The organism is Sorangium sp. So ce119, assembly GCF_051524405.1.
Classification (GTDB): Bacteria; Myxococcota_A; Polyangia; order Polyangiales; family Polyangiaceae; genus Sorangium; species Sorangium cellulosum_G.
This window is the reverse complement of sequence record NZ_CP150310.1, coordinates 2437442-2454227: the sequence shown is the minus strand read 5'-3', so window position 1 is coordinate 2454227 and position 16786 is coordinate 2437442. Positions and strand designations below refer to the sequence as shown.

The following is a 16786-nucleotide window of genomic DNA, read 5'->3' as shown; positions in this document are numbered from 1 at the left end:
AGGCTCTTGCGAGGACGAAGCGATCCGCGGGAGTGTTGACGAGCCTCATGCCAACGTTCCGCCCTCCTCGCCCGGCCCTTCCGCTCTCCCGGCCCCTTTGCACGCTCCCTGCCCAGCGCCGCCGCGCGCCTCCCCGCCTCCGTCGCCGCCACCTCCGGCTCGCCGCGCTCGCTGTCCGCCGGGGCTCCCGCCAACGCCCCCCAGGCGACCCCCCTCCCCGCGCTGCGCGACGAACCGGGCTCAACGCCATGACCATGGACCGCGGGAGACACCTCCAGCCATGATGCCTGTCGCCACCTCCCTTCGCCGCCCGCGCCTCGGCTGCTCGGCCGCGCTCCTCGCCGCCGGGAGCGCGCTGCTCGCCGCGTGCGCGCCGCTGCCCGCGCCGCGCCGGTTCGCGGGCAGCCTCGATGTGCCGCTGCGGCCCACGAGCGGCCGCATCGCCGTCATCGCCGATCTGCAGCGCACCTCGGCCCTGGAGTTCTGGCGCGAGTCGAACGATCCCGAGCGCGCCGCGCTGGTGCAGGCGCTCGCCGCCGCTCGCCCCGACGCCGTGTTCGTGGTCGGCGACCTGGTGTTCGACGGCGGCTCGGCGCGGCACTGGGCCGATCTCGACGCCCTGATGGCGCCGGTGCGCGACGCCGGGATCCCGGTGTTCGCCGCGTTCGGCAACCACGAGTACTGGTGCGGCGGAGGCGGTGAGCGCCACCTCTTCGCGCGCTTCCCGCACCTCGGCGGGCGGCGCTGGTACGAGGTCGCCCATGGATCCATCCGCGTCGTGGTCCTCGACAGCAACATCGACGAGCTCACCCCCGCGGCGTGGGACGCCCAGATCCGCTGGTACGAGGGCGCGCTCCGCCGCCTCGACGCCGATCCTTCAGCGCGCGCGGCGCTGGTGCTCGCGCACCACCCGCCCTACACGAACAGCACGGTCACGGGCGATGAGCCCCACGTCCAGCGCCACATCGTCCCGCCCCTCCTCCGCTCCCGGAAGGCGCTGGCGCTGATCAGCGGCCACGTGCACAACCACGAGCGCTTCCAGCGCGGCGGAAAGCTCTTCATCGTGGCCGGCGGCGGCGGCGGCCCCCGGGCAGCGCTGGCCCAGGGCGCCGCCCGCCGCCACCCCGACGATCTCGCCCGCGGCGCGGCGCTCCGCCCCTTTCATTTTCTGCTGATCTCGCCCGCCCCCGAGGGCCTCGCGGTCGAGGTCCGGGGGCTCCCCAAGGGCGGCAGCGAGGCCGCCGCCCTCGACCACTTCACGATTCCCTGGCCGGCGCCCTGAGGAGCGGCCGCGCCCGCCCGAGCGGCGCCCGCGGCGATTCGATGACCTGGACGCGGCCGACAGCGTAGTCGCCGGCGAAGACGCGCTGGGCGAGGGCGAAGAGGGTGGAAGGTGCGATGAAAGCCGCGATGACCTTGTAGATGCCGCTCCTGCCGTCGCCTGGGTTCGTCGCTCATCCAGCCCGCGCGCCTCGCGAGCAGGCCAGAGAGGAGCCGCTGGCCGACGTGCGGACAGGGCCCTGGGCGGACGCGCGGGTGACCGGGAGGGGACAAGTGGCGCTGTAATCGTTCAGGGTGATAGGCGTAATTTCTCGCGACGAATGCCACGGGAATTGCCAGCGGCGCCAGGGTCGCATATGCGTGCCGCATGCTCTTGATGCGAAATACCCAGATCCGTATGCTCACGACCACCGCCGCGCTGCTCGTCGGTCTCGCGGCCTGCGGCGACGACGACTCGAACTCTAGCTCGGCGAACACCAGCACGAGCACCAGCACCAGCACCAGCACCAGCACGAGCGGCACGGGCACGGGCGGCGGTGACGGCGGCGCCGGCGCCGGCGGCAGCGACGGCGGCGCCGGCGGCACGGGCGGTGGTGACGGCGGCGCCGGCGGCACGGTCGGCGGCGACGGCGGCGCGGGCGGCACGGTCGGCGGTGACGGCGGCAGCGGCGGCGAGGGCGGCGCGCCCGCGGACGCCGCGGCGTGGGCCGACGTGGAGCCCATCCTCACGGCGCGCTGCGCGCCCTGCCACACCTCGGGTGCGATGCCTGCCGGCGATTTCAAGATCGACTACGAGTCCTCGCAGCTCGACGCAGACTTCAGGGCATGCGAGGGAGAGGGTCTCTCCAAGGGCGCGTGCTCTCTCAAGCGCGTGCTCGACGGCTCCATGCCGGCCGGCATGGCCGGGTGCACCGGCGACCCGGCGCGGGACGCCGGCAACGCCAAGTGCCTGACCGCCGCCGAGCACGAGACGCTCCGAAGCTGGGTCGAGGGCGGCGAGCTCCCTTGATCAGCCGAGGCGCGGCCTCGCCGCGCCACCGGGGGGCTCCGAGGTGACCTTTCGTCACGGCCGAGCCGCGCCCGCCATCACGTCACCCTCCGCACGCCATGCACGGAGGTCCAGATACCTCCGCTGGTGCCGGAGCCCTCGTTCTTCCATCCCACGGTCCTGATCGGGAGGTCTGCCGTCGCGGGTTATCCCGTCCGGAACAGCCCGTGGTTGCTCGCGCATCGAAAGAGCGCCCCGGCCTTGATCAGGCAGTCCGTCGATCCCCCGTCAGCGCATCGCCCAATCCTCTCGCTGGGCCGCCGGAACCCTCCACCCGCCGCGAGCGCAGCGCCCGCTTGCGACATGACTGTAACATTACAGACCCATGGGTTTGAGGTGCCGCACGTCCAATGCCGGATGACCGGGATTCGCTTCGACGCGTGAGGTAACGAAAGCGCACGAAATCGCGCGCGTTCACGACACGCGCCGACACACGCCCGTCGTCGCCGGCCGGCGAGGACAGGCGAATGCGCGATGCCGGCGCGCCGCGGCCACGGAGCCGCGCCATCATCGACCGCGCGCGGCCATCGTGCATTCGCAGGACGTGCTTTTCATGCGCGAGCGTCTCTGATACGAAGTCATCATGAGACACTTGCGACAATTCTTCGTGTGCTCGATGCTGGCGGCTCTCACGATCCCGGTGGGCTGTGGAGCGGAGGCGCCGGACAGCGCCGAGCAGGCGTCCGATGTCGGCTCGATCAGCCTCGCCCTCGTCGGGACCAGCGCCACGGGCGCGACGTACCGCCTGTCCAACGCGTGGTTTGATCTCTACGGTCCGACGAACCGGGTCCTCCGTGGAGACGGCGACACCACGGTGCTCACGGAGGTGCTGCCGGTCGGTCGCTATGACGTGTATCTGGAGCCCGGCTGGTTCCTCGAGCGGTGGACCGGCTCCGGTTACCAGGTCGTTCCGGCGGCCCTGACGTCGGCGAATCCGACGCCGGTCTTCATCAACGACGGCGCGACGTCGACGGTCGCGTTCCAGTTCCGGGCGGACGACGATAACGTCTCCCTCGGTTATGGGACGCTCGACATCGTCATCGGGGTCGACGACACGACGCCGCTGGGCGAGGACACCGACGTGGCCTGCAGCAACGGCTACGACGACGACGGCGACGGCTACGCCGATTGCAGCGACCCCGATTGCCAGTGGCAGCCCTTCTGCGCGCCGCGCGAGGACACGGACGTGGCCTGCAGCAACGGCTACGACGACGACGGCGACGGCTACGCCGATTGCAGCGACCCCGATTGCTCGTGGCAGCCCTACTGCGCACAGTGGCGCGAGGACACCGACGCGGCCTGCAGCAACGGCTACGACGACGACGCCGACGGCCTCGCCGATTGCAGCGACCCCGAATGCCAGTGGCAGCCCTACTGCATGTGGTGGCCAGAGGACACCGACTTGGCCTGCAGCAACGGCTACGACGACGACGGTGACGGCCTCGCCGATTGCAGCGACCCCGGATGCTCGTGGCAGCCCTTCTGCGCGCCGTATCGCGAGGACACCGACGTGGCCTGCAGCAACGGCTACGACGACGATGGCGACGGCTACGCGGATTGCAGCGATCCCGAATGCCAGTGGCAGCCCTACTGCATACCGGTGCGCGAGGACAACGACGCGGCGTGCAGCAACGGCTACGACGACGACGCGGACGGGTACGCGGATTGCAGCGATCCGGAATGCGCGTGGCAGCCCTCCTGCACATGGTCGCCAGAGGACACCGACGTGGCCTGCAGCAACGGCTACGACGACGACGCGGACGGCCTCGCCGATTGCAGCGATCCGGACTGCCAGTGGCAGCCCTTCTGCGCGATGTAGGGCTTCCATGACGGCGATCTCTCCGCCCACCCGCCGCACGCCCGCAGCTTCCCGCCGTTGACCGGCGCCGAGCGGCGCGATCCGCTGCGCACGCCGGCAGCCCGCCACGACCGGCACGGACGATCGCACCGGCGCGGCCTCCCGCGGCGCCGAGCCTGTCCTGCGCGCGCCGCAGCAGCCGATCACCACCCGGCTGCTGCTGAGGCAGCAACGGAGCCCCCCGCCGCGCGTCCACGCTGACAACCCCCCTGGCCCGATTGGTGCTTGGGCCCGCCGCGGCGGATCCCCGATGAGCACCCCTGCAACGCTGTCTCCTCCCCTCGCCTCCCGGACCGACGACCTCGCCGACGTGCTGGTGATCGGCGGCGGCCCCGCCGGCGCGTGGGCCGCGCTCGGGGCTGTCGCGAGCGGCGCGCGCAGCGTCGTGCTGGTCGACAAGGGGTATTGCGGCACCTCCGGCGCCACGGCCCCCGCGAACACCGGCGCCTGGTACGTGGCGCCCGACGGCGCCGCGCGCGAGCGCGCGATCGAGGCGAGGTTCGCGCGGAGCGGCGGGCTCGCCCACCGCGAGTGGATGGCGCGCGTCCTCGACGCGACCTGGGAGCAGATCAACCAGCTCGCCGCGTGGGGCTATCCCTTCCCGCTGGACGACAGCGGCCTTCAATACCGCGCCAACCTGCGCGGCCCCGATTACATGTACTTCCTGCGCCGGCAGCTCCGGCGCGCCGGCGTCCGCATCCTCGACCACTCCCCTGCCCTCGAGCTGCTCGTGAGCGACGGAGTCGTCGCCGGCGCGCAGGGCTACTCCCGCCAGCAGGACGCCGCCTGGAGCGTCCGCGCCGGCGCCGTGGTGCTGGCCAGCGGCGGCTGCGCGTTCCTGAGCAAGGCGCTCGGCTGCGACGTCAACACGGGAGACGGCTACCTGATGGCCACCGAGGTGGGCGCCGAGCTCTCCGGCATGGAGTTCTCCGCGCAGTACGGGATCAGCCCGGCGTACGCCTCGGTCACCAAGGGACTCCCCTATTTCTGGGCGACCTTCACCGCCGAGTCGGGCGAGCCGATCGACACCCGCGGCAATCGCATGCTCGCGGTGGCCAGGGCGCTCCGCCGCGGGCCGGTCTATGCGGTGCTCGATCGCGCCGGCCCCGAGATCCAGCGCTGGCTGCGCGACGGGCAGCCGAACTGCTTTCTGCCGCACGACCGGCTCGGCATCAATCCGTTCAAGCAGCGATTCCCGATCACGCTGCGCTCGGAGGGCACCGTGCGCGGCAGCGGCGGGATCCGCGTCGTCGACGACGGGTGCGCCACGAGCGTCCCAGGGCTCTACGCCGCGGGCGACGCGGCCTCGCGCGAGCTCATCGTCGGGGCCTCCAGCGGAGGCGGCAGCCCCAACGCGGCCTGGGCGATCTCGAGCGGCACCTGGGCGGGCCGCGCCGCGGCGCGCTTCGCGGAGCGCCTCGGCGACCGCGCCGAGACGAGGGCCGCGCGCGCCGCCGGGACCGTCGGCCTCCGGCCGACCGGCACAGCGGGCGGCCTCGGCCCGAGGGAGGTCATCGGCCTCGTCCAGGAGGAGGCGCTGCCGCTCGACAAGAACCTCTTCCGCCGCGGCGACCGGCTGGCGGCGTCGGTCGAGCGGCTCGACGGCGCGTGGCGCGACGCGAGCGCGCACCTCCACGCCGCCGGCGTCGCGCAGATCCGGGCGCGCGAGGCGGCCGCGCTGCTCGCCACCGCGCGGTTCTGCTACCGCAGCGCGCTCGCGCGCGCCGAGTCGCGCGGCCTGCACCAGCGCACCGACCTGCCGGACACCGATCCCGGCCAGGCGCATTGCCTCATCACCGGCGGACTCTCGTCCATATGGGTCGAGCCGCGCCGGCCCCCTCACCCGCCGCACCCTGGAGGAGATCTCGCATGATCGAGCTCTTGAGCGACGCCCGCTGCATCGACTGCAACCTCTGCGTCAAGGTCTGCCCCACGAACGTCTTCGAGGCGAGGCCCGGCGAGGCGCCCTTCATCGCGCGCCAGGACGACTGCCAGACCTGCTTCATGTGCGAGCTCTACTGCCCGACCGACGCGCTCTACGTGAGCCCCCTGGCCGAGCGCCACGAGGCCGTCGCGGAGGAGCGGCTCGAGCGCGACGGCCGCCTGGGGAGCTACGCGCACCACCTCGGGTGGCGCGCCGCGCGGCCGGGCGGCACGGACCGCGACCCCACGTTCCGGTTCCGCGCCGTGACGGCCGGGTAATGAACATCGCGTGACGCTCCCGCGCCGGCGCCCTCCCCTGCGCGGGGCGAAGGCCGCTGGAGGGCAACGACCCGTCGGCTCATGAGGGCGCGCTCGGCGCCCAGGAAATACGGTGGAAATCAAGACCTCGCTGCAACGCGCCCCGGGCGCGCCGTCGCTCCCGGACACGCCGCTCCGCTTCATCGTCCACTTCGTCGGTCGTTACCGCGCGTGGTATCTGGCGATGTTCGTCTTCGAGTCGGCCCACGCGTCGTTCGGGATCATGATCCCTTACGCCGTCGGGCAGGTCATCAAGGGGGTGACGCAGGAGTCGAGCGCCGGCCGGGCCGCGCTGACGGGCGAGCTCCGCGGCGCCCTGACGCTGTTCGTCGCGCTCATCGTGGGCGAGTTCCTGTTCAGCCGCGTCGCCGGGCTCTGCCAGATCCTGGTCGGGCCGTGGCAGCGCCAGAACGTGACCCGCAATCTCTACGCGTACCTCCAGCACCACTCCCACCGGTACCTCAGCAACAACTTCGCCGGCGCGCTCGCCCACCGGATCAGCGAGACGTCGATGGGCGTCTCGCAGACGCTGTGGGCCGTCCTGTTCGACTTCTGGCCGATCGCCATCGTCTTCTCGGTCTCGATCGGCCTGCTCTACCGCGCGCACCCGGAGCTCGCGGCGCTCGTGTCGATCTGGGCGGTCCTGTTCGTCGGCGTCTCGTACTGGCTCGCGACCCGCTGCCAGCCGCACGCTGTGCGCGCCGCGGCCGCGCGGAGCGAGACCACGGGCAAGCTCGTCGACTCGGTCACGAACCTCACGAGCGCGCGGCTCTTCGCCCGGTTCGGCTTCGAGCGCGAGTACCTGGACGAGCAGCTCGCCCGGGAGCTCCGGGCCGTGCGCCGGTCGAACTGGTACTCCGAGCGCGTGCGGTGGTTCCAGTTCGCGTCGGCCGCGCTGCTCAAGGTGGGCACGCTGTACCAGGCGCTCCGGCTCTGGCAGCGCGGCGACATCGGCGTCGCCGAGTTCGTCATGGCGACGAGCCTGTCGCTCCTCATCATCAACGAGGCGCGCAACCTCAGCCGTCGTTTCCTCGAGTTCTTCGAGTTCGTCGGCAACGTGGCGAACGGGGTGAACACCATCGTCCGCTCCCACGAGCTCGTCGACCGCGCCGAGGCCGTCGCGCCGCAGATCGAGCGCGGCCACATCGAGCTCCGGAGCGTGTCCTTCGGCTACACGCCCGATCAGCCGATCTTCGAGCGGCTCGACGTCACGATCCCGCGCGGCCAGCGCGTCGGGCTGGTCGGCTTCTCCGGCTCCGGCAAATCGACCTTCGTCAGCCTCCTGCTCCGCCTCTACGAGATCGACGCCGGCCAGATCGTGATCGACGGCGTGGACATCCGCGACATGACGCAGGACGCGCTCCACGCGCAGATCAGCCTGATCCCGCAGGATCCGAGCCTGTTCCACCGGACGCTCCTCGAGAACATCCGCTACGGCCGCCTCGACGCGACCGACGAGGAGGTCGTCGAGGCCGCGCGCAAGGCGCACGCGCACGGGTTCATCGCGCAGATGAAGGAGGGGTATCGCTCGATGGTCGGCGAGCGCGGCGTCAAGCTCTCCGGCGGCCAGCGCCAGCGCATCGCCATCGCGCGGGTCATCCTGAAGGACGCGCCGATCCTCCTCCTCGACGAGGCGACGTCGAGCCTCGACTCGATCACCGAGAAGGCCATTCAGGACACGCTGGATGGGGTCATGAAGGGCAAGACGGTGCTCGTCGTGGCCCACCGCCTCTCGACGGTCGTCCACCTCGACCGCATCCTTGTGTTCGACAACGGCCGGATCATCGAGGACGGCACCCACGCCGAGCTGCTCGCCCGGGGCGGCGCGTACAAGCGGCTCTGGAGCAAGCAGTCGGACGGCTTCCTGCCGGAGAGCGCCGCCGACGAGCCGGCGGCGGTCGAGGCGCCGCCGGTCCGCTTTCATGAAGCGCCCCGGCCGCAGCCGGCGGTTGATGGCGCGGACGGGCGCGCCGACGGCCGGCCGCTGGCCGCGCCGCTGAAGGCGTGGGAGGCCCCGCTCGCCTGAGGCCCTGGCAGCGTCGGCCCGCGTGCTCGCGGAGCCAGGCCGAGGCCGGCTCCGTGAGGTCAGCGCTCCCGGCGCCTGGCGCGCGGGGGCAGAGCGCGCCGGCACGGGGTGGTGCGCGCTACTTGAAGCTCCACGGCTGCGGCAGGTCCATGCGCTCGCGGACGCCTTCCTCCCAGCGGACGAGCCGCGGCGTGAGCCACGCGACGCCCGTGGCCAGCGCGACGCCGGCGACAACGTCCACCGCGTAGTGCCAGCGGAGGAGCATGGTGGAGATGATGATGTTGAACGAGAAGAACGCCGCCACCACGGCCAGCCAGAACAGGCGCCGGTCGGTGCGGGCGCGGAGGAACGCGTACAGGGCGAACCAGAGCGGCCCCGCCGTGTGCAGCGAGGGGAAGACGTCCTTCATCGCGCCGCCGGCCTGAACGACGCTGCTCACGGCGCCCCAGAAGAAGCCGCCGTCGAGCGGCCCCTGATAGAGGTGCTGCAGCGCCTTGATGGGACCATAGGCGGGGACCGCCATGTAGACGAGCTGTCCAATGCAGTAGACGAGCGAGGTGCCGACCGCGTACTCGCTCGTTCCGCGGCCGGGGCGGGCGACCCAGACCGCCAGCAGCATCGAGAGGAAGCAGATGAAGAAGTAGCTGAAGTAGAAGAACGAGAACCACTCCACGATGGGGCGCGTATTGAAGCGCTCCATCCAGAGCGCCGGCTCCATGCGGAAGAGCAGGAAGTCGAGCTGGAGCAGCTCCGCGTCGAGGTTGTCGCTCCGCACCGTCGGCAGGATGGTCCGGAGCGACAGGTAGTTGAGGAGGAAGGCGCCGACGAGCGAGAGCCGGTAAACGATGCTCCGGAGGAGGGGGGCCACGAAGGTCGCGCGCCGCGCGAACACGCAGAGGGACACCATGCCGGCGATGCCGGCCAGATTGCGGTGAACGCACTGGGCTTGCACCTCGCTCGGCGGCGCGAAGAGCAGGCAGATCGTCGTCGCGACGAGATAGCCGATGAGGATCAGGTCGTGGAGGGAGAACACGGCGACCAGGCCGCGCACCGCGTCCCTCCAGAGCGCGCCCGCGCGCTCCACGTCGAACAAGCCGCGGGGGCCGGCCACCTTACCACAATCCGTTGTAAGCCTCTCGTGCATGGGGGAATGTTCCAGGGATGGCGTGGTGCGCGCGTTGGCAGCTCGAGCCCCGCCGCTCTGTACCACGTGTGGCGTTCCCTTGACATCACAGCAACTCGGAGGCCACGCGCACGTCGAGTTTTTGACGGGCTTCTGCGCGCAAGTTGACAGCCGCGGGACGCGCCCGCGATCGGGATCGGCCCCCTCGCGAGACGGCGCCCCGCGGGCATGCCGAGCGCGGGCGCGAGGCGAGGCCCCTCCGCGCGGCCCGCGCGCCTGCGAACCCGGCGACGCAGCGGCGCAGACGCTACGCGTCCCCCTGCGCTTCCGCGTTCCGACGCCGCGCCGCCGCGCCCCGCGGACGCGCAGAATCTGCGCGCTCGCCGGGTCGCATCCCTGGGTGCCTCTGCCGTACCTACCGACCGCGCCAGTCCGCGTTCAACGCGTGGAGAGCACGAACGGCGTGTCGTCAAGCGTGTTGATACGGGAGCTGGGGTATTCGCTCTCGACGGGTCGACGCCGGGGTCGCGCGAGCGGCTCCTCGAGGGCCCCCGCTGACGATGGCGTCCCGCCGACGATGGCGCCTGGCTCACGGTGACGTCCGGCGCCCGCGAGAACGCAGGCCGGGGACGCGGCGGAGCGCACACGGTCCAGCCCGTCAAGGGGCTTGACACGACGTCGCGCGGAGCGGCCCGCCGGCACGTCGACGCCACCGAGACCGTTGGAGGTCAGACGAATGAGCGCTCGATGTCCTGAGCCGGATCGCGTCCGCTCTCCGCGGATCAGGGCTGCTCCCGCGGGCGACGGGGCGCGATGGTGCGTGCGCTCATCCGTGGTGGGGCAGTCTGCCGCGCGGCGGATCCAGGCCTGGAAAATCGGTATCGGCCAGGCTGAGCAGCGCGCTCCCGCGGAGCCGCCGCCCCCCCCCTGCGCCGGAGCGCGCCCGCGCGCGCCGGGAGTTCTTGCGGATCGACGCGCCATTTGCGCGTCCCGGACGACGGCGAGCTCCCGGCGGAAATCCAGGGTCGCCGCGCCGGATCCGAGGAGAAGAGGCCTCTGTCCATGGCTTCTTCTCCATGGCATCCACGTTGCAGTTACCCGGGTTGCCGACATCGTTCAGCGGAGATCGCGGGGAGCTGCGCGTGGGTTGCCCTGGGAGCGTGCTGAACGATGCGCCCAGACACCAAGGAGACATGTCATGGCACAGCAACAGAACCAGAGCAGCAGTCGTGGGTTCGCGGCGATGGACGAGAAGCAGCAGCGCGCCATCGCGAGCATGGGCGGCAAGGCCGCGCATCAGAAGGGCACGGCCCACGAGTTCAGCTCCGAGGAGGCCCGCGCGGCCGGCCGCAAGGGCGGCGCGGCCGTGAGCCAGAACCGCGAGCACATGGCCGCCATCGGCCGCAAGGGCGGCGCGGCCGTGAGCCAGAACCGCAGCCACATGGCCCAGATCGGCCGCAAGGGCGGCGAGGCCCGGGGCGACGGCTCGAACAACCCCCAGAACGAGCCGGAGCGCGAGGACGAGCAACGCGAGCGCAGCAGCAGCCACGAGCAGCACGCGAACGCTGGCCAGCAGAGCCACTGAGCCGCCGAGGCCGCGCTGATGTCAGCGCCCCTCACCTGAGGCGCCGGGGACGCAGGGGAATCGACCCCTGCGGTCTCCTGGCGCCCTTGGCGTTCTGGGGGTCGGGTGGTCCGGGTGGCCCGCCCGGGCGCGGCCGCGCGCCGCGCTGGCCGGGGCGCTACGGGGACACGGTCACGACGAAGACGTCGCCGTTGTCGAGGTCCCGGGCGGGCGCGCTGTGCTCGATGGCGGAGAGGCCGCCGCCGAGCTCGATCCGCTCGCCGAAGAAGAGGCCGGCAACGACGGTGTTGCCGCTGGCCGTGACGGCCTGGGCCGTGATGAACGAGTAGAACTGATCCCGGTAGACGTCGGCCCACAGCGGCTCGGAGAAGTCCGGGGTGAGCTTGGCGACGAACGCGTCGCCCGACGCAGGCGCGCCGACAGCGATCGGCTCCCCGCCGAGCGCCAGCGACCCGGTGAAGTAGCCGCTCAGCACGTGGTTGCCCCAGGGATCCTGGGAGAGGCCCCACACGAACTCGTCGCCCGTGGACGGCAGCCCGCGCGCGGCGAGCGGCGCGCCCGACTCGGCGTCGAGCCGGGCGAGGTAGAGGTCGTACTCCCCCGGCGCGGAGAGCTCGATGTCCGTGGTCCCGACCCGGAACGCCGCCCCGTAGTTGCCGACCACGACGGGGTTGCCGTCGATGCCGAGGCTCACGAGCTTCGCGAACTGCTCGCCCGCGCCGCCGAGCGGGCTGGCCCAGACGAGGCCGCCCGAGGCGAGGTCGAGCCGGAGGACCAGTCCGTCGATGCCGTAAATCGGCTCACCGCCGCCGCCGCCCGCGCCGGAGGCCTCGCCCTCGGTGGAGCTCTCCACGACCGCGCCGTCGATCTCGAGGATGCCGCCGAAGGCGCCGGTCGCGTAGAGGGCCGAGTCGCTGACAGCGATGCTGCGGAAGCGCTGCCAGCTGTCGATCGATCCGAAGCGCTTGCTCCAGAGGTGACCGCCGTCGGCGTCGAGCTTGGCGACGACGGCGTTGGAGTCGCCGGTGCCCGTGAGCGCGGCCCCGGCGTCCTCGCTGAAGTCGATGCTGCCGTTCGCGACGCCGAGGATCACGATCTCGTCGTCGCCCGTGACGGCGACGGCGGTGGCGTACTGATCGAGCGCGTCGCCGAAGCGCTTGCTGAAGAGGTGATTGCCCTCGGCGTCGAGCTTGGCGACGAAGAGATCCCGCCCGCCGGCGCTCACGAGCGCGGTGCTCGGGTCCTCGCCGAAGTTGAGGGTCCCCTGGAACTCGCCGGCAACAACGATGTTGCCGCTCGAGTCGGTCGCCACCGCGAACGGGTACTGATCGGCTCCATCGCCGAAACGCCTGCTCCAGAGGTGGCCGCCCGCCGCGTCGAGCTTCACGACGAAGACATCGTGGCGGCCCTCGCTCACCAGGCCATCGCCCTCTCCACCGAAGTTGACCGCCTTCTCGAAGCCGCCGACGAGAACGATGTTCTCGTCCTGATCCGACGCGATCGCCTCGACGCGGTCGTTCTCCTGGTCGCCGGCGCCGATCCCCCAGAGGGCCTCTCCGAGGAACGCGGGCGGCTCGCCGCCGCCGCTGCCGCCCGTGCCGCCAGCCCCGCCTTCGCCGCTTCCCCCGGCGCCCCCGACGCCAGCTTGCCCGCCGGTGCCCGCGAATCCGCCTTGACCGCCAGCGCCGCCTTCGCCGCTGCCGCCGGCGCCTCCGGCTCCGCCTTGCCCGCCGGCGCCTCCGGCTCCGCCTTGCCCACCGGCGCCTCCGGCTCCGCCTTGCCCACCGGCGCCTCCGGCTCCGCCTTGTCCGCCAGCGCCGCCTTCGTTGCTGCCGCCGGCGCCTCCGGCTCCGCCTTGCCCGCCGGCGCCTCCGGCTCCGCCTTGCCCGCCCGCGCCGCCTTCGCCGCCCTCCCCGCCGGCGCCTCCGGCGCTGCTCGAGGACGCCGTGGTGCCGCCCCCAGGGTCCGAGTCGCAGCCGTCGCAGCCCAGGGGCAGCCCCATGCTCGTCAGGAGAGCGAGCTGGGCCACTTTCGTCACGAAGTGCTCTTTCATTCTTCCTCCATGCATCGACGAGGAGCCCCCGCCGCGGGGGGTTCGGTGGAGCCAGGGTTCGCTGCCCGCCGCTGTGGGCTTTCGAACCTCCTCATCCGCCGTGCCGCAAAGGCTGGAGTACGCGTGTGCGCGGATCGAATCAAGCTGGTGCCTGGGCAATTTTGAGCGACATCCTGCTACCTTTCGCGTCCGCCCCGAGCGCGCGCCGCGACAGCGGCGATCGCCCTTACCCCGCTGCGCGCTCCGGCCTCGCGCGAGCGTCGCGCCTGCGCGCAGCGCCGCTGGCTCGCGGCCGCGCGTCGACCTCGCACGCCCACGCGCAGTGCAGGCCTGCCCCATCGTGGCGGAATGCCTCACCCCGATTGTCCCTGCCGCGCGGCGACTCCTCGCCGATTGCGCCCCGCCTCGCTTGAAATGAAGCGAGGTACGCCACCTGCATAGTCCAGCAGCCTGATGCGGAAGGCCTTGCTTCGGAGCGCAACGCTCCTCTGCGCGCTCGCGCTCCTCGCCTGCGGCGGCGACAAGGGCCGCGCGCGGGAGAGCGCCGGCGCGCCGGAGGGCGGCGCCCCGCCGCAGGCCGCGGCGCCGGAGGGCGCGGCGCGCGAGGGCGTCGGGCCGAAGCCAGCGACGCCATTTCGCGTGGCCACCTACAACGGCGGGCTCGCGATGGGCGTGCTGAAGTACGTGGACGAGCGCGCGGAGCCGCTGATCCGCGCGCTCGCCGAGCAGCCCGTCGACCTGCTCTGCGTGCAGGAGTTCTGGCTCGAGGAGCACTGGCAGAAGCTCGTCGCCGCGACGTCCAGCACCCTGCCCGGCACGTTCCGGCTGCCCCCTGGCCACGAGGACGGAGGGTGCTCGAGGCAGGAGACCGATCCGCTCGTGGCGTGCGCGGCGCAGCGCTGCGCCGGCCTGACCCAGCACGCGTTGCTGCCGTGCCTCCTCCAGAGCTGCTCGGCGAGGCTCACCAGCCTGTCGCCCGATTGCTTCAATTGCCTCGCCGCGAACCCGCGGAAGGGGCCTGACGAGCTTGCGCAAGCGTGCGTTCGCACGCAACCGAAGAGCGCCGCCGGCGTGCGTCCCCCCGCGCGCGCCGGCGGCGCGACGGCCCCGGAGGCCTACTCCGGGGCCTCGGGCACGGCCGTCCTGACGAACGCCGAGATCCTCGAGCGCGACTCGCTCGTGCTCCCGTCCGCGATCGATCGCCGCGCCGTGCTCTATACCCGGCTCTCACCCCCGTCGATCGGCGAGCTCCACGTCTTCTGCACCCACCTCACGGCGAGCCTGGAGGGCGTCCCGCACCCCCGCAACACGTCATGGCAGAAGGACCAGTCGGCGCAGATCGACGCGCTCCTCGCCTACGTGGACCGGAAGACGGGCGGCCGCGGCGCGACGCTCCTCCTCGGCGATCTCAACACCGGCCCCGCGATAGCGCCCTCGATCTCGGCGCGCCTGCCCGCCCATTACGATCGGCTGCTCGCGCGCGGGTTCGTGAACCACTACGCGTCCCAGGAGGACGCGAAGTGCACGTATTGCTTCGACAATCCCCTCGACGGCGGCAAGGGCACCCGCGGGCTCCTCATCGATCACGTCCTCCTGCGCGGCTTCGAGGGCCAGGTGTCCGGGACCCAGATCATGCGCTCGAGCCTCACGATCGAGGCCGGCAAGAAGAAGGTGAAGAGCGGCTTCTCCGACCATTACGGGTTGCTGGTCACGCTGTCGAGGCGCGACTCGTGACGCGCGGGGTTGTCTCTCCTTCACGACGCCTCTCCGGAGGCGATTGACACGATCGCGACGACCGACACCACCACCGACGGACACGACGGATACGATCGATCACCGATGAACCGGCGCCGGGGTGCAGCCCTCGGCGTCCACCCGTGGAGACATTATGACGGAGCGAGCTTACGACAAGAACACCGTCTGGACCCACGCTGTCATCTCACCGATGGCCCCCCTCGCGGCCGATCACACGGCGGACGTGTGCGTGGTGGGCGCCGGGATCGCCGGGCTGACGACGGCGTATCTCCTCGCGAAGGCGGGCAAGCGCGTCGTCGTCCTGGACAACGGGGCGGTCGGCGGCGGCGAGTCGGGGCTCACCACCGCGCACATCACCCACGCGCTCGACAGGCGCTGGGCGTCGCTCGCGAAGCTCCACAGCGCGGGCCACCTGCGCCGCGCGGCGCGGGGCCACACGGCGGCGATCGACACCATCGAGCGGATCGTCAAGGAGGAGGAGATCGACTGCGATTTCCGGCGCGTGCACGGCTATCTCTACACGGCCCCGGGGTCGCCCCCGAGCACGCTCCGCGACGAGATCGAGGCGGCGCACCGCGCCGGGCTCGGCTCGGTCCATTACGTCGACCGGGCGCCGCTGCTCGATTTCGACACCGGGCCCGCGGTCTGCTTCCCCGATCAGGCGCAGTTCCATATCCGCCGGTACCTCGCGGGGCTCGCGCGGGCGATCGAGCGCGACGGCGGCAAGCTCTACACCCTGGCGCACGTGACCGACGTCGACGAGGACGCGGAGCCTCACAAGGTCGTCGTCAAGACGGCCCGCGGGCGCCAGATCGTCGCGAGCGAGGCCGTGCTCGCCACGAACTCGCCGTTCATCCCCCGCATCAGCGTGCACATGAAGCAGGCCGGCTACCGGACGTACGTCATCGGCCTGCGCATGCCCCGAGGCGCCGTCCCGCCGGGCCTCTACTGGGACACGGCCGATCCGTTCCATTACGTGCGCCTGGCCAACGTCGACGGCGCCGACGGCCCCGACGAGGTGCTCATCGTGGGCGGCGAGGACCACAAGACGGGCCAGGCCAGCGACGCGGACCAGCGCCACGCGCGCCTCGAGGCCTGGGCGAGGGAGCGCTTCACGCAGGCCGGCGAGGTGCTGCACCGCTGGTCCGGCGAGGTGATGGAGACGGTCGACGGGCTCGCCTACATCGGCCGGGTCAAGAGCGGCTCGCGCATCCTGATCTCGACGGGCGACTGCGGCAACGGGATGACCCACGGGACGATCGCCGGGCTCGTGATCTCGGATCTCGTGCAGGGCCGCGACAACCCGCTGGCGTCGGTCTTCGATCCCACGCGCGTGAACCTCAGCCTGGCCGCGGTCTCCGAGTACGTGAAGGAGAACCTCAACGTCGCGTGCCAGTACGCCTCGTGGCTCGGCAAGGGCGATGTCGACGACGCGGCGCACATCGCGCCGGGCTCCGGCGCGGTCGTGCGCAGGGGCCTGAAGAAGCTCGCCGTCTACCGCGATCCGCAGGGGCAGCTCCACGCGATGTCGGCCATGTGCTCTCACCTCGGCGGCGTCGTGTCGTGGAATCCCGCGGAGCGGAGCTGGGACTGCCGCTGTCACGGCGCGCGCTTCGATGCGATGGGCCGGGTGCTCCGCGGCCCCGCGACGGCCGATCTCGCGCCGGCCGAGCCGGTCGAGGCGCCCGCGGGCGCTGGCGATTCCGTGACGCCGCCGCGGGCGCCGGAGGTCGTCCCCGTCCCTGTATCGGCCGTGTCCGTGCCTCAGAATCGCCCGGCCACCTGATTGACCCCCGCGCGAGCGGCGTGCGAGCAT

Annotated in this window: 11 protein-coding genes; 9 read left to right on the top strand and 2 right to left on the bottom strand. The window is 72.0% G+C overall.

Going from position 1 to position 16786, the window contains the following annotated elements:
* Positions 1-280 precede the first annotated feature (280 nt).
* From WME76_RS09510 to WME76_RS09485, 6 genes are all read left to right on the top strand, one after another.
* Positions 281-1282 carry a metallophosphoesterase family protein gene (locus WME76_RS09510; RefSeq protein WP_437959841.1) on the top strand — a complete coding sequence of 334 codons (1002 nt, stop codon included), beginning with the start codon at positions 281-283 and terminating at the stop codon, positions 1280-1282.
* A 366-nt stretch (positions 1283-1648) separates the two neighbouring features.
* Positions 1649-2290: a hypothetical protein gene (locus WME76_RS09505; protein ID WP_437959840.1), complete on the top strand. Its 642-nt coding sequence runs from the start codon at positions 1649-1651 to the stop codon at positions 2288-2290.
* 622 nt (positions 2291-2912) lie between these two features.
* Positions 2913-4148 (top strand): hypothetical protein, encoded by a 1236-nt coding sequence (locus WME76_RS09500; RefSeq protein WP_437959839.1) that lies wholly within the window; start codon positions 2913-2915, stop codon positions 4146-4148.
* A gap of 289 nt (positions 4149-4437) precedes the next feature.
* Positions 4438-6060 carry an FAD-binding protein gene (locus WME76_RS09495; protein WP_437959838.1) on the top strand — a complete coding sequence of 541 codons (1623 nt, stop codon included), beginning with the start codon at positions 4438-4440 and terminating at the stop codon, positions 6058-6060.
* Entirely contained in the window at positions 6057-6389 is a 333-nt protein-coding gene (locus tag WME76_RS09490) for a 4Fe-4S binding protein (protein WP_437959837.1), read from the top strand. Before WME76_RS09495 ends, WME76_RS09490 begins: the two co-directional genes overlap by 4 nt.
* A 112-nt stretch (positions 6390-6501) precedes the next feature.
* Positions 6502-8454 carry an ABC transporter ATP-binding protein gene (locus WME76_RS09485; protein ID WP_437959836.1) on the top strand — a complete coding sequence of 651 codons (1953 nt, stop codon included), beginning with the start codon at positions 6502-6504 and terminating at the stop codon, positions 8452-8454.
* Positions 8455-8572: 118 nt separating this feature from the next.
* Here the strand turns inward: WME76_RS09485 and WME76_RS09480 are convergent, their stop codons facing one another.
* On the bottom strand, positions 8573-9598 hold the full coding sequence (locus tag WME76_RS09480; protein ID WP_437959835.1) for a phosphatase PAP2 family protein: 1026 nt from the start codon (positions 9596-9598) through the stop codon (positions 8573-8575).
* Between the two features lie 1177 nt (positions 9599-10775).
* Between WME76_RS09480 and WME76_RS09475 the strand changes: the two genes are divergently transcribed.
* On the top strand, positions 10776-11162 hold the full coding sequence (locus WME76_RS09475) for a KGG domain-containing protein (protein WP_437959834.1): 387 nt from the start codon (positions 10776-10778) through the stop codon (positions 11160-11162).
* 157 nt (positions 11163-11319) lie between these two features.
* Here the strand turns inward: WME76_RS09475 and WME76_RS09470 are convergent, their stop codons facing one another.
* Positions 11320-13200 carry a PE-PGRS family protein gene (locus WME76_RS09470; protein WP_437959833.1) on the bottom strand — a complete coding sequence of 627 codons (1881 nt, stop codon included), beginning with the start codon at positions 13198-13200 and terminating at the stop codon, positions 11320-11322.
* Between the two features lie 480 nt (positions 13201-13680).
* Between WME76_RS09470 and WME76_RS09465 the strand changes: the two genes are divergently transcribed.
* Both WME76_RS09465 and WME76_RS09460 read left to right on the top strand, forming a co-directional pair.
* Entirely contained in the window at positions 13681-14949 is a 1269-nt protein-coding gene (locus WME76_RS09465; RefSeq protein WP_437959832.1) for an endonuclease/exonuclease/phosphatase family protein, read from the top strand.
* 154 nt (positions 14950-15103) lie between these two features.
* Positions 15104-16756 (top strand): FAD-dependent oxidoreductase, encoded by a 1653-nt coding sequence (locus WME76_RS09460; protein WP_437959831.1) that lies wholly within the window; start codon positions 15104-15106, stop codon positions 16754-16756.
* The last annotated feature ends 30 nt before the right edge of the window (positions 16757-16786 follow it).

What these genes read in the sequence shown, in the direction of transcription:
- WME76_RS09495 (WP_437959838.1), top strand. Translation starts at nt 4,438, where the DNA reads ATGAGCACCCCTGCAACGCTGTCTCCTCCCCTCGCCTCCCGGACCGAC.
- WME76_RS09505 (WP_437959840.1), top strand. Translation starts at nt 1,649, where the DNA reads ATGCTCTTGATGCGAAATACCCAGATCCGTATGCTCACGACCACCGCC.
- WME76_RS09475 (WP_437959834.1), top strand. Translation starts at nt 10,776, where the DNA reads ATGGCACAGCAACAGAACCAGAGCAGCAGTCGTGGGTTCGCGGCGATG.
- WME76_RS09510 (WP_437959841.1), top strand. Translation starts at nt 281, where the DNA reads ATGATGCCTGTCGCCACCTCCCTTCGCCGCCCGCGCCTCGGCTGCTCG.
- WME76_RS09490 (WP_437959837.1), top strand. Translation starts at nt 6,057, where the DNA reads ATGATCGAGCTCTTGAGCGACGCCCGCTGCATCGACTGCAACCTCTGC.
- WME76_RS09480 (WP_437959835.1), bottom strand. Translation starts at nt 9,598, where the DNA reads ATGCACGAGAGGCTTACAACGGATTGTGGTAAGGTGGCCGGCCCCCGC.
- WME76_RS09500 (WP_437959839.1), top strand. Translation starts at nt 2,913, where the DNA reads ATGAGACACTTGCGACAATTCTTCGTGTGCTCGATGCTGGCGGCTCTC.
- WME76_RS09460 (WP_437959831.1), top strand. Translation starts at nt 15,104, where the DNA reads ATGACGGAGCGAGCTTACGACAAGAACACCGTCTGGACCCACGCTGTC.